The organism is Desulfofundulus australicus DSM 11792 (assembly GCF_900129285.1).
GTDB lineage: Bacteria > Bacillota > Desulfotomaculia > Desulfotomaculales > Desulfovirgulaceae > Desulfofundulus > Desulfofundulus australicus.
Genome location: NZ_FQUW01000007.1, coordinates 95305 through 119256, shown reverse-complemented (window position 1 = coordinate 119256; position 23952 = coordinate 95305). Strand labels below are relative to the sequence as shown.

Below are 23952 nucleotides of genomic sequence, written 5' to 3'. Positions count from 1 at the left end.
GCCGGGAAGAGGTGGAAGCCCGGTAAAACGAACCCGTGTGAAGGGGGTTCCCGAGCAGCAGGAGGAAAGCCGCCGCGTCAGGTGGCGGTGAGTAAAGCCTGCATCAAAGGAGAGGGTCGCCTTTTATGGCGACCAAGCAGGGTGGAACCGCGGGAAGTACCTCCCGTCCCTGGCCCAGTGCCCGGGCGGGAGGTTTTAATTTTTAAAAGGGTCCTTTACAGCCTGCTGGAATCATTTGTCTTTGTTTAAGGGAGGAATGCCTGCATGAACTTTCAAGAATTGATCATGGCTTTAAACCGTTTCTGGGCTGCTCAGAACTGCCTCATCCAGCAGCCGTACGACGTGGAAAAGGGCGCCGGTACCATGAACCCGGCCACTTTCCTGCGGGTTTTGGGTCCCGAGCCCTGGCGGGTGGCCTATGTGGAGCCCTCCCGCCGGCCAACCGACGGCCGTTACGGGGAGAACCCCAACCGCCTGCAGCATTACTACCAGTACCAGGTTATTTTAAAGCCGTCTCCCGATGATGTGGTGGAAATTTACCTGAATAGCCTGGCGGCTATAGGTATCAATCCCCGGGAGCACGATATCCGTTTTGTAGAAGATAACTGGGAATCCCCCACTCTGGGTGCGTGGGGTCTTGGCTGGGAGGTGTGGCTGGATGGAATGGAAATAACCCAGTTCACTTATTTCCAGCAATGCGGAGGTCTGGACTGCCGTCCCGTTTCAGCGGAGATTACCTATGGCCTGGAAAGGCTGGCCATGTTTATCCAGGGTAAGGATAATGTTTTTGACATCGAATGGGTTGACGGCCTGACTTACGGTGACGTTCACCACCGGGGCGAGGTGGAACATTCCCATTACAATTTTGAAGAAGCAGATACGGAAATGCTTTTTCAACTGTTTGACATGTACGAGAAGGAGGCCCGGCGCATTGTGGAAAAAGGCCTGGTTTTACCGGCCTACGATTACGTACTTAAATGTTCCCATACTTTTAATCTCCTGGATGCCCGGGGTGCCATCAGCGTTACCGAACGCACTGCTTTTATTCACCGGGTACGCAGCCTGGCCCGGGCCTGCGCCACTGCCTATGTAGCCCAGCGGGAAGAAATGGGTTACCCGCTGCTTGAAAAGAAATAATCCTTAAACAAAAAGAAACCTGTACTCGAGGGAGGAAAGCCATGCAAACCGGGGACTTTTTACTGGAAATAGGTGTAGAAGAAATACCGGCCCGGTTTTTAAACCCGGCCCTGGAACAGTTAAAGGAGCTGGCTCAAAACCTGTTGCGGGAAAACCGCCTGTCCTTCAAGGAAATAAAAACCTTTGGTACACCCCGGCGCCTGGTCCTGTATGTGTATGACCTGGCCGGGGTGCAGGAATCCCTGGTCCAGGAGGTTAAAGGGCCGGCTGTTAAGGTAGCCTTCAACCAGGCCGGTGAACCAACCCGGGCGGCCCTGGGATTTGCCAAAAGCCAGGGAGTGGATGTTTCTCAGCTGGTGGTGAAAAATCTGGGTCCAGTGGAATATGTATTTGCAGTAAAACGCCAGGAAGGGCGCCCGGCAGGAGAAGTGCTGGCAGATATATGTCCGGCGATAATTTCAGGTTTACATTTTCCCAAACCCATGCGCTGGGGAACCCTGGAAGTGCGTTTTGCCCGTCCCATCCGCTGGCTGGTGGCCCTCTACGGTGATCAGGTGATTGACTTTTCCTATGCCGGGCTCCGGTCCGGACGGGTTACCTACGGGCACCGGTTTCTGAGCGAAGGGCCCCTGGAAATTCCCCATGCCGGCAAGTATTTCGAGGTTATGGAGCGGGGCAAGGTGGTGGTGGATCCCGGGCAGCGCCGGGAGATGATCTGGAACCAGGTGAAAGAACTGGCAGCCGGAGCTGGCGGGCAGGTATTGCCCGATGAGGAACTGCTGGCGGAAGTGACCAACCTGGTGGAATATCCCGTGGCCCTCTGCGGCAGTTTTGACGAGAGCTTTTTACAGCTACCCGCCGAGGTGCTGGTAACGCCCATGCGGGAACACCAGCGTTATTTCCCCGTGCGGGACGCCCGGGGTAAACTGCTGCCCCGTTTCATTGCGGTGAGCAATGGTAACAGGGATCACCTGGATACGATCAGGGCGGGAAATGAAAAGGTGCTGCGGGCACGCCTGACCGATGCTGCTTTCTTCTGGAAGGAAGATCAGGCCGTACCCCTGGCCCGGCGGGTAGAGGCCTTGAAGAAGGTGGTCTGGCAGGAAAGCCTCGGTTCGGTTTACGACAAGGTGGAGCGCCTTATTAACCTGTCCCGCTACCTGGCCCGCGTTTTTGCCGTCGGCGAAAAAGAGCTGGAACAGGTGCTGCGGGCAGCGTACCTGGCCAAGGCCGATCTGGTCACCAACATGGTTTACGAATTCCCCGAATTGCAGGGAGTGATGGGCAGGGAATATGCCCTGGTTTCCGGGGAGGATCCGGCAGTCGCTCAGGCCATATACGAGCATTACCTGCCCCGTTTCTCGGGCGATGAATTGCCGGTAACTACTCCGGGACGGGTACTGAGCCTGGCCGATAAGATGGACACCCTGGTTGGTTGTTTTGCTATTGGCATTGAACCTACCGGTTCCCAGGATCCCTATGGGCTGCGCCGGCAGGCCCTGGGAATATGCCATATCTGCCTGGCGGGGGAACTGGTACTTCCCCTGCAGGATTTTATTGGTCAGGCCTATGAACAGTACCGCGGGCGGGTGGAGCTGAAACTGGAAAAGGAGCAGGTTATATCTCATCTCCTGGACTTTTTCGCCCAGCGCCTGAGGGGAATTCTTACCGAGCGGGGGCTGTCCTATGATACGGTGGAAGCAGTACTGGCGGCCGGTTTTGATGACCCGACCGGGGTCTGGCAACGGGCCCGGGCGGTGGAAGTCTTCAAGACCGAGCCCCATTTCGAAGCGGTACTTACGGCCTTTACCCGTGCGCATAATTTATCCCGCAAGCATGATTCAACTGCAGTGGATCCAGCCCTGCTTGCCCATCCGGCAGAGGCAGCACTTTATAAGAAATTAAATGAAGTACGGGAGAAAGTTGCCGGCCAGCTTATGGCCCGCGATTACCGGGCGGCGCTGGCGGCCATGGCTTCCCTGCGGCCTGTTGTGGACGAGTTTTTTGATGCCGTAATGGTTATGGTAGATGATGAAAAAATCAGGAACAACCGCCTCGGCCTGCTCAAAGGGGTGGCCAACCTGGCCCTGGATGTGGCTGATCTGAGCAAGCTGGTAGCCGTACCGGGGGACAAATTGTATACATGATATTTGGGTTGATGCAGGAGGAAAATCCGGGAGGAATATATAATATTATATAACATTAAATATATTAGGGCCGATTAGTATAACATAATAATATAATTGCTCTTTTAAGGGGCGATGAAATTGGAACTTTCCAAGCGACAGGAAGCCATTTTGGAGATTGTCAAAAAGGAAGGTCCCATTACCGGTGAGCAAATTGCCGAGCGCCTCTCCCTCACCCGGGCCACCCTGCGTCCTGATATGGCCATTTTGACCATGGCCGGGCTTCTGGAAGCTCGCCCCCGGGTGGGCTATTATTACAGTGGCAAAAGCCCGAACAGGGTGATTGCCGAGAAACTTCACCGCATCAAGGTAGGAGAAATAAAGTCTGTACCCGTGGTCGTTTCGGAACATTGTTCGGTGTATGATGCGGTGGTTACTATGTTCATCGAGGATGTGGGGACGCTGATTGTGGTCCGGGAGGGAGGGATTCTGGAGGGGGTCATCTCGCGAAAGGACCTGTTGAAAATTACCCTGGGGGGGCAGGACATTCATAAATTACCCGTGGGTGTTGTGATGACCCGGATGCCCAACGTAATTACCGTTGGCCCTGATGATTCGGTATGGGCGGCGGCCAAGAAACTTATTACCCACGAGGTGGATGCCCTCCCGGTGGTACGCCCCGTGGAGGAGGGCGACAAGACCAAAGAGCTGGAAGTCATCGGTCGCCTGAGTAAAACCAACATTACTCGCCTCTTTGTTGAGCTGGGAGAAGGAAACTAAGGGGGAGGTAACCATTACCACGACCAGTAATACACACCCGGTGATTTATATCATCTCCGATTCCATAGGTGAAACGGCGGAGCTGGTGGCCCGGGCGGCGGCCAGCCAGTTCAACTCCGGTGTAGGAGATATCCACCGGGTGCCATTCGTGCATGATGTGGAAGAAATCGTTGAAATCGTGCAGGAGGCCAGCACAAGGCCCAGTGTCATAGCCTATACCCTGGTTGTTCCAGAACTTCGGGAAGCACTGGAAAGGGAGGCACGTAAATACAACATACCTGCGGTAGACATATTGACTCCCATGCTGGATGCCTTAACCCGGGTGGGTGGTCAAAGGCCGAAAATGGAACCCGGGCTGGTTCGCCGCGTCGACGAGGATTACTTCCGGAAAGTAGAAGCAGTGGAGTTTGCTGTTAAGTACGATGACGGCAAGGATCCCCGGGGAATTTTGCGGGCCGATGTGGTGGTTATTGGTGTCAGCCGGACCTCTAAAACTCCTTTGTGTATGTACCTGGCTCACAAGGCCATAAAGGCGGCAAATGTTCCCCTGGTGCCGGAGGTGGCGCCGCCGGAAGAAATCTTTAAGTTACCACCTCACCGGATTATCGGCCTGACCATCCAGCCACAGCAGCTTAATGAAATTCGCCGGGAACGTCTTAAGGCTCTGGGGCTTGCATCCAGGGCAAATTACGCCAGCATGGAACGCATATTACAGGAGCTGGAATATGCCGAAGGTATTATGCGTCAGGTAAAATGCTCAATAATTGATGTTACCAACAAAGCGGTGGAAGAGACGGCCAGCCGCGTGCTGGAAATCTATTACAGGGGGGAAAGGCATGTCAAATAAAAAGTATGTCTACCTGTTTGAAGAAGGCCGTGCCGATATGAAAAATCTCCTTGGTGGTAAAGGGGCGAACCTGGCGGAGATGACCAATATCGGCCTGCCTGTCCCGCCCGGTATGATTATTACCACAGAGGCCTGCAAGGAGTTCTACCTTGGCGGCCGGCAATTCCCGCCCGGGATGGAAGAACAGGTGCGGGAAAAAATGCGGGTTCTGGAGGAAAAAACGGGCCGGCGGTTTGGCGATCCTGCCAATCCCCTGCTGGTTAGCGTGCGCTCGGGGGCACCTGTGTCCATGCCCGGAATGATGGATACAGTGCTCAACCTGGGGTTAAACGACCAGACGGTAGAAGGCCTGGGCCGGGCTGCCGGCAGGCGGTTTGCTTTTGACTGCTATCGCCGGTTCCTGAACATGTTTGGTGATGTGGTTCTGGGTATTGAACATGCCAGGTTTGAGCGCATTCTGGAAAAATGCAAGGAGCGCCGGGGAGTAAATCTTGATCAGGAATTGCCGGTTGAGGATCTGGAGCAGGTGGCTGCTGAATATAAGGCCCTGATAGAAAGGGAAACCGGGCGACCTTTCCCCCAGGATCCTGTTGAGCAGCTATTTATGGCTATTTATGCCGTATTTAACTCCTGGAATAATGACCGGGCCATAGTCTATCGCCGGATCAATAAGATCCCCGACGACCTTGGTACTGCCGTTAACATTCAGGTAATGGTTTTTGGTAACCTGGGAGATGACTGCGGTACCGGGGTGGCCTTCACCCGGGATCCGGCAACCGGTGCCCGGCAGCTTTACGGGGAATACCTGATCAACGCCCAGGGTGAAGACGTGGTGGCGGGTATTCGTACTCCACGGCCAATTTCTGACTTGGAGGTGGAAATGCCCGCAGTTTACCAGCAGTTTGTCTCCATATGCGAGCAGTTGGAGAAGCATTACCGGAACATGCAGGATATAGAGTTTACCATTGAACGGGGAAAGCTGTACATCCTGCAGACCCGGACCGGTAAACGTACCGCCCAGGCAGCCGTTAAAATTGCTGTTGATATGGTTCATGAAGGATTGATTAGTAAAGAAGAGGCCATCATGCGGGTTGAACCTGCCCAGCTGGATCAGCTGTTGCACCGTCGTATCGATCCCCGGAGCAGCGTGGAGGTGATTGCCAGGGGCCTGCCTGCTTCGCCCGGTGCAGCCAGCGGTAAAGTGGTTTTTGATGCCGATGAGGCGGAAATACTGGGCAACCAGGGGGAGAAGGTTATCCTGGTTCGTACAGAGACTACTCCTGACGACATACATGGTATAGTTGCTTCCCAGGGGGTGCTTACCTCCCGGGGAGGGATGACCAGCCACGCTGCAGTGGTGGCCCGGGGAATGGGCAAGCCCTGCGTTTGCGGTTGTGAGGCCATACGCATAGATTATGAGGCAGGCGAATTCCGCGTTAATGACCTGGTGATAAAAAAGGGAGATGTCATTTCCATTGACGGCTCCACCGGCCAGGTAATTCTCGGCGAGGTACCCCTAATTGATCCCGAGCTATCGCCCGAGTTTCTCGAATTGCTTCAATGGGCCGATGAAATTCGTACCCTGGGCGTAAGGGCCAATGCGGATACGCCGGAAGATGCAGCCAGGGCGCGTGCTTTTGGGGCAGAGGGGATCGGTCTCACCCGTACGGAACACATGTTTATGGCTCCCGACCGGTTGCCCATAGTTCAGGAAATGATCCTGGCCACCAGCACCCGGGAAAGGCAGGCCGCCCTGGATAAGCTATTACCCATGCAGCAGGGTGACTTTTACGGTATTTTAAAGGCCATGGAGGGTTTACCGGTAACCATCCGCCTGCTGGATCCCCCTCTCCATGAATTCCTGCCCAACGCGGAAGAGCTGGCGGTGGAAATTACCCGTCTCCGCCTCACCGGCGGCAATGATGAGGAGCTGCAGAAAAAAGAAGAATTGTTAAAGAAAGTAAGGGTGCTTGCTGAATTTAACCCTATGCTGGGCCACCGGGGTTGCCGCCTGGGTATAACTTTCCCGGAAGTTTACGCCATGCAGGCCAGGGCCATTTTCCAGGCTACGGCCCAGCTGGTGAAGGAGGGCGTGAGGGTTTTCCCGGAGGTGGAAATCCCTCTGGTTGGTGATGTGAAGGAGCTGGCTTTGCTCCGTCAACTGGTCAACGAAGTAGCCGAACAGGTAATGAAAGAGACAGGTGTAAATTTTGAGTACAGTGTGGGAACCATGATTGAAATACCCCGTGCGGCCCTGCTGGCCGATGAAATTGCCCGGGAAGCGGATTTCTTCTCCTTTGGTACCAATGACCTGACTCAGACTACCTTTGGTTTTTCCCGGGATGATGCCGAGGGCAAGTTCCTGCATGAATATGTAGAGAAAAAAATTCTGCCGGAAAACCCCTTCATCGTTCTGGATCAGACCGGCGTGGGTAAGTTAATGAAAATATGTGTCGATCTGGGCCGCCAGACCAAACCCGATCTGGTGATTGGTATCTGTGGTGAGCACGGCGGCGAGCCCAGCTCCATTGAATTCTGCCACCGTATAGGGCTGAATTATGTCAGCTGCTCTCCCTTCCGTGTTCCCATAGCCCGCCTGGCAGCAGCTCAGGCCAGGATAAAGAATGGCTAACAGTAACTTGCCCAAATTATTGAGCTAAACCTGAACCCAGATTGATGACAAACTCCCCATGTGCCCTGGTTTTAAAGGAGGAGCGACCTGGAGTGAGCGCTGCCGGGCCAGGCCCGTGCCGCGGACAGGATGTCCGCGGAGGCCACCTGAACACAGGATGTGTGAATGTGGCCGGTACCCGCCGAAGACCGGAGCCGGGGCCTTTTGGCCCGGCCAGCGATACGACCGGGAGCGACGACTAAAACCAGGGCACATCCCGGAAATACTTTGTCTACAAGCTGGAACCCTCCTTTATTGGGAGGGTTCATAATTTGCAGGACAGTTTACAGGAAAAAGGCGAAAAAGAGAGAAAATTAATAGCAGTCCTTTAACAGAAAGGGGACGCGGTATGGATGATGAAGGGGTATCTCTGGAAGAGCAGGTCTTGAACAACCTGCCCTGTCCGGTGCTGGTTATTGACCGCAGGGGGTATTTAATCTATTTTAACAGGGCATCAGAAAGGGAACTGGGAATAAATAAAGAAGAAGCCGCTTACCGTCCCCTGATCGACATCCTTTTTCAGGGCAAAAAATTTGATCGCAGGGGCAGGTATACCAGTGCCTTGATTGAAACCCTGGAAACAGGCCGGGAGTTTTCTTTACGCCTGGAAGAAATAAAAACAGGGTCACACATGCTACCCAAATTTTTCCTGGCTGATACTTCCCTTATAACTAACCGCAGCAAGAAGATATTGGGGGCCTGCGCTGTATATTACAATTTCTTCCAGAACCGGAATCTGCTGAAGAAAACAATTAGCAACCGTTTGACCACCATTTCGGAACAGTTTGAAACCATCTATGCTTTCGCCGAAGCCATTGGAGCACGGGATCAGTACACAATGGGCCATAGTGAAAAGGTGGCGGAATATGCCCGCATGATTGCGGAGGCTCTGGGTCTGGATGAGAAAGAAGTTGATCTGGCTTACATATGCGGCATTGTACACGACGTGGGTAAAATCGGTGTACCGGAAAATATTCTTAACAAGGCGGGAGCTTTGAGCGCAGATGAATTCAAGCTGATTACCAAACACCCTGAAATGGGGGCTGCCATCTTATCCCATATAAGCTGGCTGGGGGATGTAGTTCCGGTAGTCCTGGCCCATCATGAACGCTTTGATGGGAAGGGTTACCCGCAGGGGTTGCGGGGAGAGGAAATCCCCCTGTTAAGCCGGATTCTGGCTGTGGCCGACGCCTTTGATGCCATGACCTCCGATCGCCGTTACCGCCCGGCGTTGCCGTTACCGGAAGCCATCGAGGAGTTGAAGCGCAATGCCGGGAGCCAGTTTGACCCCCGGGTGGTTAAAGCCTTTTTACGCATGCTTGGTGAATATAGCGAGGAAGAGGAGGGAAGAGATGGGTAAAACCTTAAGGCTTTTCTGGGCCATAAATCTTCCCGATGAGATTAAAGACCGGCTCTGGGAGATTCAAAAGCAGCTGCGGGGAACAGGGGTGGATGCCAAATGGGTGGGAAGGGAAAACCTGCATTTAACTGTTCACTTTTTAGGTGAAGTGGATGTGGCTATAATTGACGCTCTCATTTCAGCGGTGCAGGGGGCTCTGCTTGACCGGAAATTTTTTACCCTGCAACTGGGTGGTCTGGGTGTATTCCCGGATGCCCGGCATCCCCGGGTACTCTGGGCGGGGGTTGCTGGCGGGGAGAATGAGTTGTGGGAAATTCACCGGTTGGTGGCCGGGGCGATGCTGCCATTCGGGATACCGCTACCGGGGCGGTCTTTTTCACCCCACCTGACCCTGGCCAGGTTGCGCTCACTCCGGGGGGCACCGGAATTGATGACCATGGTGCGCCAGCTTGGCCCTGACTATGATAATCTGGGCTGGATGCAGGTGGGTTCAGTGGACCTTATGCAAAGCAAGCTTACTCCCGGTGGTCCTATCTATACTTTAATGGCTCAAGTTCGCCTTAGAAGCCCTTAAAAGGTCTAAATTTATTTCACCGGGAATAATTTTTTTTAAAATTTTAAGGAAGGAAATTTTTTTTACAGGTAAAATAACATTGTTTAAGTTTTTTAAGAGAGGGTTTGAAGATGCTGGTTCTGGCTATTAACGGCAGTCCTCGCCGCACAGGCAGTACTGCCCAGATGCTGCTGGCCACCAGGGAAGTGGTGGAAGCTGCGGGTGCAAGATTTAACTTTTGTCAGGTTTCCGAGGTTCTGGCAGAATTAAAGGTTCCTTACTGTACTGTTTGCTCGGATCCCTGTACCGGGAAATGTTTTTCCGGAACCCGTCTGGAAGAGATTTTCAATTTAATGCGCCAGGCCGATGGTATCATTATGGGAAGCCCTGTTTATTTCAGCACTGTTTCCTCTCATTTAAAAGCTTTCTGGGATCGCACCCGTCTTTTGCGCCGGGAAAAAGCCCTTATTAATGTTGTCGGCGGGGCATTAACGGTAGGTGGCTCCCGCTTTGGCGGTCAGGAGACTGCCCTTAGAACAATGCACGATATGATGCTCTGCCAGGGAATGACCGTGGTGGGGGACGGTTACCTGGAGTATGATGCCGGGCATCAGGGCGCCTGCGCCCAGGATCCCGCCAGTGAGGATATCCTGGGATTGCAGCGGGCAAAAATTCTGGCCCGGCGGGTGGTGGAAGTGGCTCTGGCTACCCGGGATTTGCGTAAAAGGTCCCGGGCAGCGGGCGGATAGAGTCAATACCCCCGGTTTTTTAATACGGCCCCGGGGGTTTTTCGTCGGGGTGATAAAATGAACATTCGAGAACGTACCGAAAGGCTGGAGGAACAGCAGTTATCTCCCTATGCCTGTTGCAGCTCGGCCAGTGCCGGTCGTCTGTACCCCGAGGAACCCTGCCAGGTACGCACCGCTTTTCAGCGGGATAGGGATAGGATTATCCATTCCAAAAGTTTTCGCCGTTTAAAAGGAAAAACTCAAGTATTTATCATCCCTGAAGGCGATCATTACCGCACCCGGCTTACCCATACTCTTGAAGTGGCTCAAATTTCCCGCACGGTGGCCAAGGCGTTGCGCTTAAATGAAGACCTTACCGAAGCCATTGCCCTGGGACATGACCTGGGGCATACCCCTTTTGGTCATATTGGGGAAGAAGCTTTAAATGAAGTCTACCCCCCTGGCTTTCGCCATAACGAGCAGAGCTTGCGAATCGTGGATGAACTGGAAGGGGGAAAGGGTCTCAACCTTACCCGGGAAGTACGGGATGGGATTTTGAACCATACTGGCCCCGGCAGACCGGTTACTCTGGAAGGACAGGTGGTGAGAATTTGTGATCGCGTAGCCTATATTAACCATGACATTGACGATGCCATCCGGAGCGGCATTCTTACTTTAAATGATCTGCCCCGGGCCTGCCTTGATGTCCTGGGGCGTACACACCGGGAGCGCATTAATACCATGGTTCTGGATCTGATCAACAACAGCTGGGATAAACCGGTGATTTCCATGAGCTCCGAGGTCCAGCAGGCTACAGATGAATTGCGTGCCTTCCTTTTTGCTCGCGTTTATGTGGGCTCGGAGGCCAAAAAAGAGGAAGCTAAAGCCAAAAACGTGGTTCAGTACCTGTACTTCTATTTCACCAGGCACCCGGAAGCTTTACCCCCGGAACAACTTAAGAAAGTCGAGGAAATGGGAGTGGAAAGGGTTGTCTGTGATTACATTGCGGGTATGACCGATCATTTCGCTATTGCCCAGTTCTCCCGTCTCTTTATTCCCCGGGCTTTTCCCGTGTCGTAGAAAAATTGTCGAAGGTTTGGGGAGGAAAATCTATAGTGATAGCGAATACCTCTTTCACAGAGGGACGTGACGCTCCTGGGATGGGTTAGAAGGGTGATTCCCATGGGTGGCTTAATCCCTGATGAAGTGGTGGAATCCGTTCGCCAGGCTACTGATATTGTGCAGGTAATTGGTGAATATGTTCGCCTGGAGAAGAAGGGAAAAAATTTTGTCGGTATTTGCCCCTTTCACCAGGAGAGGGATCCGTCCTTTACCGTAAGCCCGGAGAAGCAAATCTTTTACTGTTTTGGCTGCGGGACGGGTGGTAACGTCTTTAAATTTTTAATGCTGCAGGAAAACCTTACTTTTCCCGAGGCGGTATACCGGCTGGCGAGGCAGGCCGGCATTACCGTACCACGTACTGAAAGGCACCGGGAGGGGACACGGGCCTGGCTGGAGGAACAGGCCTGGGAAATTAACGCTATGGTGCGGGACTTTTACCACCATTTTCTCATCCACCGGCCGGAGGCAGAGGAAGCCCGCAGCTACCTGGAAAGGCGGGGAGTGTCCCGGCATACCCGGGAGATATTTCAACTGGGTTATGCTCCTCCCGGGTGGGATACCCTGTTACAGTTTCTTGCCTCCCGCAACTGTTCTTTGCACCGGGCTGTGGATCTGGGTCTTTTAACCAGGGGGGAGCGGGGAAAGCTTTACGACCGGTTTAGAAACCGCCTGATCTTTCCCATATATAATGCCCAGGGAAGGGTAGTTGGTTTCGGGGGACGGGTGCTGGATGACAGCCAGCCAAAGTATTTGAATTCCCCTGAGAGTTCAATCTTCAATAAGGGGAAATTGCTTTTCGGCCTGCATCTGACCAGAGCTGCTATCCGGGAAAAGGGCTATGCCATCATCATGGAAGGGTATATGGATGTGATTACCGCCTACCAGCATGGTGTTCGTAACGTGGTGGCTTCCCTGGGGACCAGTCTTACTGCGGAACAGGGTCATCTTTTGTCCCGTTATACCAGGGATGTGGTAATTGCTTACGATGCGGATACAGCAGGAGTTGCCGCTTCTATCCGGGGACTGGATCTTTTGCAGCAGATTGGCTTTCGTGTGCGCGTGGTTACCATTCCCGAAGGAAAGGATCCGGATGAATATATCAGGCAGCATGGCGGAGAAAAATGGCAGCAACTGGTAGAAACGGCAGCTCCTTTACTGGATTATAAACTAAACCAGGCTGCAAAAAATGGTGGAAGTTCCGCTTCCCTGCTGGCTCAGGTCCTGCCAAACCTGGCGGCCATGCCCGGGGAAGCAGAGCGGGAAGAGGGTATCAGGCGGGTAGCTGCCCGCCTGAGCTTAAGCTGGGAAGCGGTGAGAGATGCTTTACGGCGATTTAATAAAAACCCGGGAAGAAAATGGTTAAATTCGGATAAAATTGCTAAAAATAAGCATAATATATTAGCAAACGCCTATAATAAGGCGGAATTGTTTCTTCTGCAGTTGTTGTTACATTATCCGGCTTATGTGCAGGAAGTACGCCAGCGCCTGGGAGAATCCTTCCCCCGGGAGCCCGGTTTGCGCCGGATTTTTACGCTTGTCTGCCGGGGAGAGAGGGTTGATCCAGCCGCGTGGATGGATGAGCTGAATGAAGAAGAGCAACACTTATTAAGCCGCTTGTTAATGGAAAAAATACCCGGGGGTGACCCGGTTAAAATGATTTCCGACCTGACCCGGGCTGTGGAAAGGAGCTATCTCCAGGAGCAGAGGGAAAGGCTGGTACAGGAGCTGGCCGAAGCAGAGCGGGTTGGTGATCAGGGGCGTATAGTCCGGGTGTTAGGCGACCTGCAGAAATTGTTACAGAAGAGTAAACCCTTGCTGGAAAGGGGGAATGAATAAATTGGGGGATGAATTGAATAAACTCGAGTGCGTCAAGGAATTAATCGAAAAAGGTAAGAAAAGAGGCATCCTGACCTATAGTGAAATTATGGATACCCTGCAAGGGGTTGAGCTAACGCCGGAACAAATTGACGATATTTATGAAAAACTGGCCAGTATGGGCATCGAGGTTGTACCCGAGGTTCCGGATCTGGAACCCATGGACGATGCCGTTATAGAACCTTCAGCGGAGGAAGATGTTGACCTTTCCATTCCCGAAGGTATCGCCATAGACGATCCCGTTAGAATGTACCTGAAAGAAATTGGTCGTATCCCCCTCTTAACACCGGAGGAAGAAATTGAACTGGCCAAGAGAATTGAGCAGGGGGACGAGGAAGCGAAACGGCGGCTGGCAGAAGCCAACCTGCGCCTGGTGGTAAGTATAGCCAAGCGTTATGTAGGCCGGGGGATGCTTTTTCTGGACCTAATCCAGGAAGGTAACCTGGGGCTAATCAAGGCTGTAGAAAAATTTGACTATCGCAAGGGATACAAGTTCAGTACCTATGCTACCTGGTGGATCCGGCAGGCCATTACCCGGGCCATTGCTGATCAGGCCAGGACCATCCGCATACCGGTGCACATGGTGGAAACCATCAACAAGCTGATCCGGGTTTCCCGCCAGCTCCTGCAGGAACTGGGCCGGGAACCAACTCCTGAGGAAATAGCCAAGGAGATGGGTATTTCTGAAGAAAAAGTACGTGAAATTATGAAGATAGCCCAGGAACCCGTTTCCCTGGAAACGCCTATTGGTGAAGAAGAGGATTCTCACCTGGGAGATTTCATTGAAGACCAGGACGCCAGGGCGCCGGCGGAAGAGGCCTCCTATACGCTTTTGCGGGAGCAGCTGGAGGAAGTTTTAAAAACCCTTACCGATCGGGAACAGAAGGTATTACGCCTGCGCTTTGGCCTGGACGACGGCCGTGCCCGGACTCTGGAGGAAGTTGGCCAGAAATTTGGAGTGACCCGGGAACGGATCCGTCAGATTGAAGCGAAAACACTGCGCAAGTTGCGGCATCCGAGCCGCAGCAAGAAACTCAAAGATTACTTAGATTAAAACACCAGCCCCGGGATAATTTTTCTTTACAAAGCCATTGACCGGGGCCGTAATTTTATGTATAATCATTAATGCATGTTATGTGTTTTAGTGCTTTGTGGGCCTATAGCTCAATTGGTAGAGCATCCGGCTCATAACCGGCTGGTTCCAGGTTCGAGTCCTGGTGGGCCCACCAGAATGGAAGTCGGAGGTCGGAAGTTGGAAGTCAGAGATTATCGTTGATTTTTAGGTCATTTTTTTTGGTATGATAGGTACAGGGGGCAATTATTTCTGGCTTCTGACTTCCGCGACTGACGATAGATTATGGCCCCATGGTCAAGTGGTCTAAGACACCGCCCTTTCACGGCGGTAACGCGGGTTCGAATCCCGCTGGGGTCACCATAAGGGCGATTAGCTCAGCTGGGAGAGCACATGCCTTACAAGCATGGGGTCGGCGGTTCAAATCCGTCATCGCCCACCAGTGAAATCAAGGCCTCCGTGAATCGGAGGCTTTCTCTTATAGAAGGTAGCTGGATAGATTGCGAAAAGGCAAATTGCACACTTTCGCACACCGGTAAAACCAGGGTCCCCTTGAAGAGGGGGCTCTTTTTTTCTTTCTAGCGCTTTAAGTCTCTCAAGAATATTAAGAAAAAATTTTTGTTATCACAGCAGGAAAAACCAAATGTCTGTCTAAATAATAACTCATCTATTGGAACCCATTTTATTATTTGGAACAAGGAGGGGAGACAGCATGACGGCGGGGAAAAAAATTAAGTTGCCCCTGGAGGGAATTAAGGTGCTGGATATATCCCGCGTCCTGACAGGACCTTTCTGCACCATGATTCTTGGTGATCTGGGGGCAGAAGTGATCAAGGTGGAAATGCCCGGGGTCGGGGATGAAACCCGGGGCTGGGGTCCACCCTTTGTTAACGGAGAAAGCGCCTATTTCTTAAGCGTCAACAGGAACAAGAAAAGCATTACCGTTAACATGAAATCCCCCAAGGGGCGGGAAATTATCTACAGGCTGGCCAGAGAAGCAGATGTGATGATTGAAAATTTCCTGCCCGGAACGGTGCAGCGCCTGGGTGTGGATTACGAGCGGATTAAAGAAATAAACCCGCAGATTATCTACTGCTCCCTGTCCGGATATGGTCAGGACGGTCCCTATCGCAATCATCCTGCTTATGACCTTCTCATGCAGGGTGAAGGTGGACTGATGTCCATCACGGGGGAAAAGGACGGCGAGCCCGTCCGCATTGGTGTGGCCTTAATTGATATTGGAGCGGGGATGTATGCCGTTATTGGGATCTTAAGCGCCCTGATGGCCCGCAAAGAAACCGGCAAAGGCCAGTACATCGACATCTCCCTTCTGGATACTGAGGTTTCCTGGTTGACCTATATGGCCAGCAACTATTTCGCGTCCGGGAAGGATCCCATCCGCATGGGTTCGGGTCACCCTTCCATCGTGCCGTACAGGGCTTTCCGAGCCAGGGACAAGTATTTCATTCTGGCCGTGGGTAACGACGCCATCTGGCAGCGTTTCTGTGCCGCTTTAGATCTCAAGTTTGTGGATGATCCCCGGTTCGTGACCAATGAGATGAGGGTAAAACACCGGGATGAGCTGGAGAAGCTGCTGGCTGAGATTTTCATCCAGAAAGAGGCCAGCTACTGGGTAAACTTGCTGCACGAGCACAAGGTGCCCTGCGGGATGATCAACGCCATTTCGGAGGTAGTCTCCCATCCCCAGGTTCTGCACCGGGGTATGGTGGTGGAAATGGATCATGAAAAAGCAGGTAAAATCAAAGTGCTCGGCAGTCCATTGAACTTCTCCGAAATGCCCATTGAATACCGCCTGCCGCCTCCCCTTCTCGGCCAGCATACCTGCGAAATTCTTACGAGTTTGGGGTATACTGCGGATGAAATTGAAGAGTTAAAGGCGTGTGGGGCAATCTAAATGGAAGTCGGAGGTGGGAAGTTAGAGGTCGGAAAATTAACTTTAATTTTTATATTTTTGCCGGGTTGCAGGGAAACAGAAAGGAATGTCTAAATAAAAAAAATACGTTTAGCTATTTATCGGAATCAATTTCGATATATGGAATGGTCTGATTCTGATGAGCAACACTCTGCGCAAGGGCCTGATTGTCCTTCAGGCTATTTCGGAAAAAGGATCCGAAAACGGCTTGTCCATAAGGGAGCTTTTTCACCTCACGGGTTTTCCACCCAGTACCATTCATCGTTTTTTGCAAACATTTAAAGAATTTGGGATAGTCGAACAGGATCCTGAAACTAAAAATTACCGCTTGGGTCCCCAGCTGTTAAAAATGGGCCTGCAGGTTAGAGGCACGCTGGATTTGAGGAAGGCAGCCCTGCCCGTTTTAAAGGAGCTTACCCTTTCTACCGGTGAAGATTCCTACCTTACCGTAGCTCAGGGTAAAATGGGTGTTTTCCTGGAAAGGGTTGAAGGACCCTATCCGGTAAAAGTAATGGAACTGGTGGGTAAAGAAGTGCCTTTGCACAGGGGTGCAGCAAGGAAAGCCCTGCTCTCCTTTATGGAAGACGATTTTATTCACCAGTATATCAAGGAAATGTCGGCAAGCCAGGAACTCCAGAATCCAGAAATTCTGCTGGAGGAGATTAAAAAAATCCGGGAACAGGGATACGCCATTACCTACGGCGATTATCTCGACCACGGTATAGGTATTGCCGCGCCGGTTTACGATTTTTCAGGTTCCGTCAGGGCTTCCATAGGGATCATTGGTATAGAAAGTCGCTTTCCCGAAGAACGATTACCGGTATTAATCCGGGAAGTGAAGCGGGCTGCGGAGACGTTATCCCGCAAACTGGGTTATTCCCAAACATAAAGAACCATATTACCCGGGGTACCGGGGAAAAAAGAATAAATCTGCCGGGAGGAGATCGTATGAATTTCGATTTACCGGAAGAATTGCAGGACATTAAAAGGCTGGCACGCGATTTTGCGGTAAGCGAAGTATTACCCACGGTGGACGCCGACGACAAGGCACACCGCTTTCGCCGGGATCTGGTGGAAAAGATGGGGGAACTGGGTTTTCTGGGCTGCGTCATTCCCGAAGAATACGGCGGGAACGGGCTGGGCTACCTGGCACTGGCCATTCTGGCTGAAGAAATAGCCCGGGTGCACAGCTCCCTGCGCATCATATTTGCGGCCAACACCCTTGGCCCGGCCATTACCATCTGGCGTCACGGCAGCGAGGAACTGAAGCAAAAGTACCTGCCGGGACTCACCAGCGGTAAGCTGCTGGGTTGTTTTGCCATGACCGAGCCCAATGCCGGCTCAGATGTGGCCTCCATGAAAGCCCGCGCTGTTTTGGAAGGAGATTATTACATTTTGAACGGCAGCAAGATGTGGATCTCCCTGGCACCCGTAGCCGACATAGCCCTGGTATACGCCTATACGGATCCCTCCCAGCGGGCCAAGGGCATGTCCGCCTTTATCGTGGATATGAAGAGCGAAGGCATTACCGTCGAAGCCATAACTGAAAAACTGGGCAACTGGTCTTCGCCCGTGGGTACCATTACTTTTGAAAACTGCAAGGTGCCCAAAGAAAACCTCCTGGGACGGGAAGGCCAGGGATTTGCCATCTGCATGCAGCAACTGGACAACACCCGCCTGGCCTCGGCCGCGGGCGCGGTGGGAGTGGCCCAGGCCTGCCTCGACGCCGCCATTGAATATGCCAATACCAGGGAGCAATTTGGCCAGCCCATCGGCAGGTTCCAGATGATCCAGGACATGATTGCCCAGATGTGCGTGGACATTGAAGCGGCCCGTCTATTAACCTACCGGGCGGCCTTCCTGAAGGACAAAGGGGTGCCCAATACCCTGGAAACCTCCATGGCCAAGCTTTTTGCCAGTGAAGCTGCCAATAAATGCGCTGACTATGCCCTGAGAATATACAGTGCCTACGGCTACTCCGAAGAATATCCCGTGGCCCGGTTCTTCCGTGACGCCAAATATTATCAGATAGTGGAAGGTACCAGCAACATCCACAAGCTCATTATCTCCCAGGATGCGCTGGGTTATCGCAAAGCCAACCGATCGTCCTGATCACATCTGGAGGAGGAAGCACAAATGGATCGTTACCAGGAACTCAAGGAGAAAAAAGAAAAAATACTGCAAATGGGTGGTTCCAAAGCGGTAGAACAACAGCGCAAAGCTGGCAAATGGACGGCCCGGGAAAGGATAGAATATTTCTTTGACCCCGGCACCTTCACGGAAATCGGCATGTTCGTCAAACACCGCACCACGGCCTTTGGGATGGATAAAAGGGAGGTTCCGGCTGAAGGCGTGGTGGTGGGTTACGGCAAGGTAAATGGCCGGAACGTGATGGTGGCGGCTGAAGACTACACCTCCATGGCCGGTACTTTTGGTGAATACCACGGGAAGAAATTCGCCCAGGCCATAGACATGGCCAAGGAAATGGGCATACCCTTTGTGGGCATGAACGACTCCGGCGGTGCCCGCCTTCAGGAAGGCATGGACACCCTGGAGGCCTATGCCTGGCTTTTTCGCTCCCAAATCCTTGCCTCCGGTATTATTCCCCAGATAGCCCTGTTGATGGGGCCCTGCCTGGGAGGGCAGGCCTATCACCCGGTGATGCAGGACTTCGTCTTCCAGTGCAAGAAGACCGGTTTCATGGGCATAGCCGGGCCGGCCTTTGTAAAGACCCAGCTGGGTGAAGAAATCAGCCTGGAAAATTTATGCGGGGTGCATGTTCACGCCACCAAGACCGGGCAGACCCATGTGGTGGCGGAAGATGACAGGGATTGCCTGGACAAAACCAAAGAGCTCCTGAGCTACCTGCCGCAAAATAACCGGGAGAAGCCGCCCCGGGTGGATACCGGCGACGAAGCAGAAAGGAAAATTCCCGAACTGGATGGCCTGGTACCCGAGGAAGGCCACATACCTTACGACATGCACCAGGTGATCTACAAAATAGTGGACAACGGTGTTTTCTTTGAAATCCTGAAAGATTTTGCTCCCAACGTGATTGTGGGGTTCGGCAGGATTGCCGGCCGGACGGTGGGGCTTGTGGCCAGCCAGCCCCTGTATATGGGCGGCGTGATCAACTGCGATGCTGCCGACAAGGTGGCCAGGTTTGTGCGCTTCTGCGACCTCTTCAACATTCCCCTGGTTAATTTCCACGACACCCCGGGTTACATGATTGGCTCCTACGAAGAACACAGGGGTATCTTAAGGCACGGGGCCAAAATGCTTTACGCCTACATCGACGCCACGGTGCCCAAGGTCACGGTAATCCTGCGCAAATCCTTTGCCGGTGCCTACCTGGGGATGTGCTGCAAGGACACCGGGGCCGATCTGGTCTACGCCTGGCCCATAGCCCAGGTCTCCATTGTGGGTGCGGAAACGGCGGCCAGCGTAATTTTTGCCAAGGAAATTAAAAATGCCGAAGACCCGGCCAGAGTAGCCGCCGAGAGAATCCAGCAATACCGGGAAATGTATGAAAACCCTTACCGCGGTGCGGAGCGCGGCTATATAGACGATATCATCATGCCCAGCGATACCAGGAAGTATATCGCCAGGGCGCTGGATATCCTGGAGAACAAACAGGTAACCAGGCCGTGGCGTAAGTACTCCAACATTAACCTGTAGGTAAAGTTATGACAAGGATGCGGTGCCGTCCTCGCCCAATCCAGTGCTTCGCGTAAAATGCGCACCGCATCCAACCTGGTTCACCGAAGATTTGCGCCTGCAATATAATTGCGCCGCTCTTACGTTTAAGGAGGGGGAAGATGAAGGTAGTAGTATTCACCAAACAAACCTTTGACACGGAAGCCAAAATCACCCTCGACGATCAGGGCAAAATCAACCCGGAAGGCGTCAGCCTGATCATAAACCCCTACGATGAATTTGCCGTGGAAGAAGCCCTGCGCATCAAGGAAAAAACCAAAGGAGAAGTAACCGTGGTCAGCATGGGCGGGCCAAAGGCCCAGGACGTCCTGCGCCAGGCCCTGGCCATGGGCGCCGACCGGGCCGTGCTCATCACCCCCGAACTGGAAGAAATGGACGAATACACCACGGCCACCATCCTGGCCAGAGCCGTATCCCGCATGGAATACGACCTCATTTTGGGCGGCTGGCGGGCCATTGACGACGGCTCCGCCCAGGTGGCCGGGCGGGTGGCGGAAATCCTGGGACTGCCGGTGGTCAACATGGTCATCAAGCTGGAAATAGACGGCGGCAGGGCCCTGGCCACCCGGGAAATTGAAGGGGGCAGCGAAGTGGTGGAAGTGCCCCTGCCCGCGGTGATCACCGCCCAGAAAGGGTTGAACGAACCCCGCTATCCCACCATGAAGGGCATTATGCAGGCCAAAAAGAAGCCCATGGAAAAACTCGCTCTGAGCGACCTGGGACTTACCGCGGAAGAAGTAGTGCCCAAAGTGCGCGCCCTCAAATACTTCCTGCCCTCCCCCAGGGCACAAGGAAAGATCGTACCCGGAGAACCGGCGGAAGCTGCCGCCGCCCTGGTGCGGCTTCTGCGGGAAGAAGCAAAGGTCATCTAAGGAAGGTGGAAGGAAATGGGGAAAGGAATCTGGGTTTACGCCGAACACAAAGACGGTAAGATTAAAAAAGTCACCTATGAAATGCTGGGTGTCGCCCGCCAGCTGGCTGACCAGCTGGCTGAAGAAGTTGCGGCTGTGATCATTGGCAAAGAAGTGGGCGAACTCGCGTCCGCCCTGGGGGAATACGGTGCCGACAAGGTATACGTGCTGGAAAATGACGCCCTGGCCGAATACACCACAGACGGGTACACCAGGGCCCTGGCCAGGCTGGCCTTAGAACACCAGCCCACGGCCATTTTCCTGGGCTGCACCGTACAGGGGCGTGACCTGGCGGCGCAGGTGGCCCAGCGGCTGCAGGCGGGGCTGTGCACCGACTGCACGAAGGTGGAACTGCAGGACGGCCAGATAACCCTGACGCGGCCCATTTACGCGGGCAAGGCCTTTGTCCAGGCGATCTCTCCGGAAGCCCGGCCGGTGATGGCCACCATCAGGCCCAACGTACTGCCGGTGCCCCAACCCCAGGGGGGACGCGCGGCGGAAGTGGTGCAGGTTGACGTGGAACCGGGGGATATCCGCCAGGTCATAAAAGAAGTGGTTCGCCAGGTATCTACCCGTCCCGAACTCACCGAAGCGGACATTATTGTCTCCGGGGGCCGGGGGATGAAATCGGCGGAGAACTTCAGGATACTGGAAGAGCTGGCGGACGTGCTGGGGGCGGCGGTGGGAGCCTCCCGGGCGGCGGTGGATGCGGGATATGCGCCGCACAGCATGCAGGTGGGTCAGACGGGTAAAACCGTATCCCCGCAGCTGTACATTGCCTGCGGCATCTCGGGGGCCATCCAGCACCTGGCGGGGATGGGCTCATCCAAGGTGATTGTGGCCATAAACAAGGACCCGGAAGCCAATATCTTCAAGGTGGCCGATTACGGGATCGTGGGCGACCTCTTTGAAGTGGTGCCCCTGCTTACCCGGGAGTTCAGAAAGCTCCTCGGGAAGGAAAAAGAGTGTTAAAGAGCTAATCCTGTAGATGTAGATAACGAGATGTAGATAACGCGATAGAATCCCATTACACAGGAGGTTTAGTTCCATGAGTGTTCCCGTCAACTCTCCCATGGTGGGCAAACTTATCTCGGTTGATGTCAAAGTAGGCGATCAGGTCAAGGAAAACGATCCCGTGGCTACCATCGAGGCCATGAAAATGTACGTTAAAATTTACGCCCCGGCCAGCGGTGTAGTCAAAGAGATTAAGGCCAACCCGGGCGATGTGGTTAATCCCGATACGGTAATTTTAACTCTAGAATAAGGTAAAGCCAGGGCTTATACAATTGTAACAGACCTGTTGATGTCGCAGTTTAAAAAAGAAGCGGTCATCAATCAAGGAGAGAGGCCTTCTAATTAAGGTTGAGAAGGCCCCTCTCCCGTCCTGTTCCAGGCCTGTTTACCCAGTGGCAGTCCCGATGACTGCACATTAAGAAAAAGCTTTTAAATACTTTAATTTTCAAAAATTAAAAAATATTGCATTGGTTCAGTATGTTTAAAATTTAAAAATCAAGGCAGAAGGGAGGGGAGTTCCAGGGATACCATTTTGCAGTTCTCCGGCGGCCTTAATCACCAAACAATTATTTCAAGGAGGTATTATGGTGGTGCCTTTCAGGAACAGGTTTAGGGTTTTGTTAGCCGTCACGCTGTCCATTTTGCTTGTTCTAGCCGTGGCCGGGTGCGGCGGTCAGGGCGGCGGTAAAGTGCAGCGGTTGTCCATTGCCACCGGCAGTACCGGGGGAACCTACTATCCTTATGGCGGCGCCATGGCGGGAATAATTAACAAGCACGTTCAGGGCGTTGAGGCTACGGCTGAAGTTACCGGTGCCTCCGTGGAAAACGCCCGCCTGCTGGACAGCAACGAGGCACAAATTGCACTGATGATGAACGACGTTGTTTACCACGCCATCAAGGGAGAGCAGGCTTTTAACAAGCCCATCGAGTTGCGTACCCTGTTTGCCATGTACCCCCACTTTTTCCACGTGGTGACGTTGAAAGACAGCAAAGTTAATTCCATGGCCGACTTGAAGGGCAAAAAAGTTTCCGTAGGAGCGCCGGGTAGCGGCACCGAGACCATGGCCAACCAGGTGTTAAACGCCCTCGGCCTGAGTTACGACCAGTTCCAGGTATTCCGTTTGTCCTTTACCGAAAATACTGAAGCCTTGCGGGATAAGGTAATTGACGTGGGCATATGGTCAGTCGGCCCTCCGACGTCCTCCATCATGGATCTCGCCACCACGCACCAGATCAAGCTTTTGAGCTTCAGCAAGGAAGAGATGGCCAAGGTACACGAGAAGTACCCCTATTACGGTGAGATGAAGCTGGAGGCCGGGACCTACAAAGGCGTCGACGAGGAAATAACGGCCCCGTCGGTATGGAACAGCGTGATGGTACACAAGAATATGTCCGAAGACCTGGCCTACAAGATTGTCAAAGCTATTTTTGAAAACAAAGAAGAAATCGTCCAGGTGTACTCCGGCGCCAAGTACACCACCCCCGAAAATTCCATCCAAAACGCTGTGGCACCCCTGCACCCCGGTGCGGTGAAATACTTTAAGGAAATTGGGTTGGAAGTTCCCCAGCATCTCATTCCCCCGGAGATGAAGTAGTTTGATCAAAGCCGGTAAATGTAAGGTTTGGGTGCCCGTGCCAGGCCTCTTCCTGATTTTTGTGTTGCTGGTGCCGGTGTTGGTTCTGCTAGGTTATCATATGGCCTCGCGACCACATGTGCTGCTGGTGCGTGAGGTTAATTCAGGCCGTGAGTTACGGGTGGGCTACATCAACCAGGGGGAGAAGTTTGAGATTCGTTACATACACTCCGTCGACCGCCTGCCCGTGTACGAAGAGTTTCAATTAATCAATGGCGAACTGGTTCTCACCGGCACCAGGTTCCTTTCTTTCGGAGCGGGGTTGGGGTACACTGGCGAGGGACTTTTGCGCGGCGAAGGCAAGTGGAACATCATCGAGGGCATGTACCGGCGAGTGGGTTCCCTGCCGTTGAGAGTAGGTACCATTGCCGACCATACCTTGCTTTACCGCGGGCGGGAAATTCACCTGGGCGACCACTTTGATGGGCAGGCGCTGGTGCGTATCGAAGTAAAATAGTTTTATTTGGAAAGG

Annotated in this window: 20 protein-coding genes and 3 tRNA genes; all 23 read left to right on the top strand. The window is 53.2% G+C overall.

The window, feature by feature from the left end:
* Nucleotides 1–264 precede the first annotated feature (264 nt).
* The gene (glyQ, locus tag BUB44_RS03040) at nt 265–1137 is read left to right on the top strand and encodes a glycine--tRNA ligase subunit alpha (protein WP_027355530.1); all 873 of its coding nucleotides are present in this window, start codon (nt 265–267) and stop codon (nt 1135–1137) included.
* A 41-nt stretch (nt 1138–1178) separates the two neighbouring features.
* The gene (gene glyS / locus BUB44_RS03035) at nt 1179–3284 is read left to right on the top strand and encodes a glycine--tRNA ligase subunit beta (RefSeq protein WP_073163101.1); all 2106 of its coding nucleotides are present in this window, start codon (nt 1179–1181) and stop codon (nt 3282–3284) included.
* A gap of 120 nt (nt 3285–3404) precedes the next feature.
* A complete protein-coding gene (gene ccpN, locus BUB44_RS03030) occupies nt 3405–4043 on the top strand; it encodes a transcriptional regulator CcpN (protein WP_027355529.1) in 639 nt (212 codons plus the stop codon).
* 40 nt (nt 4044–4083) lie between these two features.
* Entirely contained in the window at nt 4084–4890 is an 807-nt protein-coding gene (locus BUB44_RS03025; RefSeq protein WP_242655814.1) for a pyruvate, water dikinase regulatory protein, read from the top strand.
* On the top strand, nt 4880–7522 hold the full coding sequence (gene ppdK / locus BUB44_RS03020; protein ID WP_073163099.1) for a pyruvate, phosphate dikinase: 2643 nt from the start codon (nt 4880–4882) through the stop codon (nt 7520–7522). The genes BUB44_RS03025 and ppdK overlap by 11 nt, the downstream gene beginning before the upstream one ends.
* A 388-nt stretch (nt 7523–7910) precedes the next feature.
* Nucleotides 7911–8921 (top strand): HD-GYP domain-containing protein, encoded by a 1011-nt coding sequence (locus BUB44_RS03015; RefSeq protein WP_073163097.1) that lies wholly within the window; start codon nt 7911–7913, stop codon nt 8919–8921.
* The gene (gene thpR, locus BUB44_RS03010) at nt 8914–9495 is read left to right on the top strand and encodes an RNA 2',3'-cyclic phosphodiesterase (protein ID WP_073163095.1); all 582 of its coding nucleotides are present in this window, start codon (nt 8914–8916) and stop codon (nt 9493–9495) included. Before BUB44_RS03015 ends, thpR begins: the two co-directional genes overlap by 8 nt.
* Before the next feature lie 110 nt (nt 9496–9605).
* Entirely contained in the window at nt 9606–10223 is a 618-nt protein-coding gene (locus BUB44_RS03005) for a flavodoxin family protein (protein WP_073163094.1), read from the top strand.
* Between the two features lie 57 nt (nt 10224–10280).
* Nucleotides 10281–11282: a deoxyguanosinetriphosphate triphosphohydrolase gene (locus BUB44_RS03000; RefSeq protein WP_027355524.1), complete on the top strand. Its 1002-nt coding sequence runs from the start codon at nt 10281–10283 to the stop codon at nt 11280–11282.
* A 102-nt stretch (nt 11283–11384) separates the two neighbouring features.
* Complete coding sequence (gene dnaG / locus BUB44_RS02995) at nt 11385–13160, top strand: DNA primase (protein ID WP_073163159.1); 1776 nt, start codon at nt 11385–11387, stop codon at nt 13158–13160.
* Nucleotides 13153–14253: an RNA polymerase sigma factor RpoD gene (rpoD, locus tag BUB44_RS02990; protein WP_207545612.1), complete on the top strand. Its 1101-nt coding sequence runs from the start codon at nt 13153–13155 to the stop codon at nt 14251–14253. The genes dnaG and rpoD overlap by 8 nt, the downstream gene beginning before the upstream one ends.
* A gap of 99 nt (nt 14254–14352) precedes the next feature.
* A tRNA-Ile gene (locus BUB44_RS02985) sits at nt 14353–14428 on the top strand.
* 130 nt (nt 14429–14558) lie between these two features.
* A tRNA-Glu gene (locus tag BUB44_RS02980) sits at nt 14559–14634 on the top strand.
* A 3-nt stretch (nt 14635–14637) separates the two neighbouring features.
* Nucleotides 14638–14713, top strand: a tRNA-Val gene (locus BUB44_RS02975).
* Between the two features lie 270 nt (nt 14714–14983).
* On the top strand, nt 14984–16186 hold the full coding sequence (locus BUB44_RS02970; protein WP_073163090.1) for a CaiB/BaiF CoA transferase family protein: 1203 nt from the start codon (nt 14984–14986) through the stop codon (nt 16184–16186).
* Between the two features lie 157 nt (nt 16187–16343).
* A complete protein-coding gene (locus tag BUB44_RS02965; protein WP_073163089.1) occupies nt 16344–17093 on the top strand; it encodes an IclR family transcriptional regulator in 750 nt (249 codons plus the stop codon).
* Between the two features lie 59 nt (nt 17094–17152).
* Complete coding sequence (gene acd, locus BUB44_RS02960; protein WP_073163087.1) at nt 17153–18316, top strand: glutaryl-CoA dehydrogenase Acd; 1164 nt, start codon at nt 17153–17155, stop codon at nt 18314–18316.
* A 24-nt stretch (nt 18317–18340) separates the two neighbouring features.
* Entirely contained in the window at nt 18341–19882 is a 1542-nt protein-coding gene (locus tag BUB44_RS02955) for an acyl-CoA carboxylase subunit beta (RefSeq protein ID WP_073163085.1), read from the top strand.
* Nucleotides 19883–20022: 140 nt separating this feature from the next.
* Entirely contained in the window at nt 20023–20793 is a 771-nt protein-coding gene (locus BUB44_RS02950) for an electron transfer flavoprotein subunit beta/FixA family protein (RefSeq protein ID WP_073163083.1), read from the top strand.
* Between the two features lie 15 nt (nt 20794–20808).
* Nucleotides 20809–21804, top strand: coding sequence for an electron transfer flavoprotein subunit alpha/FixB family protein (locus BUB44_RS02945; protein ID WP_073163081.1), 996 nt, complete (start codon nt 20809–20811; stop codon nt 21802–21804).
* A gap of 76 nt (nt 21805–21880) precedes the next feature.
* Entirely contained in the window at nt 21881–22096 is a 216-nt protein-coding gene (locus BUB44_RS02940) for a biotin/lipoyl-containing protein (protein ID WP_041282950.1), read from the top strand.
* 340 nt (nt 22097–22436) lie between these two features.
* Complete coding sequence (locus BUB44_RS02935; protein WP_165610994.1) at nt 22437–23441, top strand: TAXI family TRAP transporter solute-binding subunit; 1005 nt, start codon at nt 22437–22439, stop codon at nt 23439–23441.
* A gap of 1 nt (nt 23442) precedes the next feature.
* Nucleotides 23443–23937, top strand: a complete 495-nt coding sequence (locus tag BUB44_RS02930) for a DUF1850 domain-containing protein (protein ID WP_073163077.1) — start codon at nt 23443–23445, stop codon at nt 23935–23937.
* Nucleotides 23938–23952 lie beyond the last annotated feature (15 nt).

What these genes read in the sequence shown, in the direction of transcription:
- BUB44_RS02970 (WP_073163090.1), top strand. Translation starts at nt 14,984, where the DNA reads ATGACGGCGGGGAAAAAAATTAAGTTGCCCCTGGAGGGAATTAAGGTG.
- dnaG (WP_073163159.1), top strand. Translation starts at nt 11,385, where the DNA reads ATGGGTGGCTTAATCCCTGATGAAGTGGTGGAATCCGTTCGCCAGGCT.
- BUB44_RS02945 (WP_073163081.1), top strand. Translation starts at nt 20,809, where the DNA reads ATGGGGAAAGGAATCTGGGTTTACGCCGAACACAAAGACGGTAAGATT.
- glyQ (WP_027355530.1), top strand. Translation starts at nt 265, where the DNA reads ATGAACTTTCAAGAATTGATCATGGCTTTAAACCGTTTCTGGGCTGCT.
- BUB44_RS03000 (WP_027355524.1), top strand. Translation starts at nt 10,281, where the DNA reads ATGAACATTCGAGAACGTACCGAAAGGCTGGAGGAACAGCAGTTATCT.
- BUB44_RS02950 (WP_073163083.1), top strand. Translation starts at nt 20,023, where the DNA reads ATGAAGGTAGTAGTATTCACCAAACAAACCTTTGACACGGAAGCCAAA.
- BUB44_RS02965 (WP_073163089.1), top strand. Translation starts at nt 16,344, where the DNA reads ATGAGCAACACTCTGCGCAAGGGCCTGATTGTCCTTCAGGCTATTTCG.
- BUB44_RS03005 (WP_073163094.1), top strand. Translation starts at nt 9,606, where the DNA reads ATGCTGGTTCTGGCTATTAACGGCAGTCCTCGCCGCACAGGCAGTACT.
- BUB44_RS02955 (WP_073163085.1), top strand. Translation starts at nt 18,341, where the DNA reads ATGGATCGTTACCAGGAACTCAAGGAGAAAAAAGAAAAAATACTGCAA.
- BUB44_RS02940 (WP_041282950.1), top strand. Translation starts at nt 21,881, where the DNA reads ATGAGTGTTCCCGTCAACTCTCCCATGGTGGGCAAACTTATCTCGGTT.
- ppdK (WP_073163099.1), top strand. Translation starts at nt 4,880, where the DNA reads ATGTCAAATAAAAAGTATGTCTACCTGTTTGAAGAAGGCCGTGCCGAT.
- thpR (WP_073163095.1), top strand. Translation starts at nt 8,914, where the DNA reads ATGGGTAAAACCTTAAGGCTTTTCTGGGCCATAAATCTTCCCGATGAG.
- glyS (WP_073163101.1), top strand. Translation starts at nt 1,179, where the DNA reads ATGCAAACCGGGGACTTTTTACTGGAAATAGGTGTAGAAGAAATACCG.
- BUB44_RS03015 (WP_073163097.1), top strand. Translation starts at nt 7,911, where the DNA reads ATGGATGATGAAGGGGTATCTCTGGAAGAGCAGGTCTTGAACAACCTG.
- rpoD (WP_207545612.1), top strand. Translation starts at nt 13,153, where the DNA reads ATGAATAAATTGGGGGATGAATTGAATAAACTCGAGTGCGTCAAGGAA.
- acd (WP_073163087.1), top strand. Translation starts at nt 17,153, where the DNA reads ATGAATTTCGATTTACCGGAAGAATTGCAGGACATTAAAAGGCTGGCA.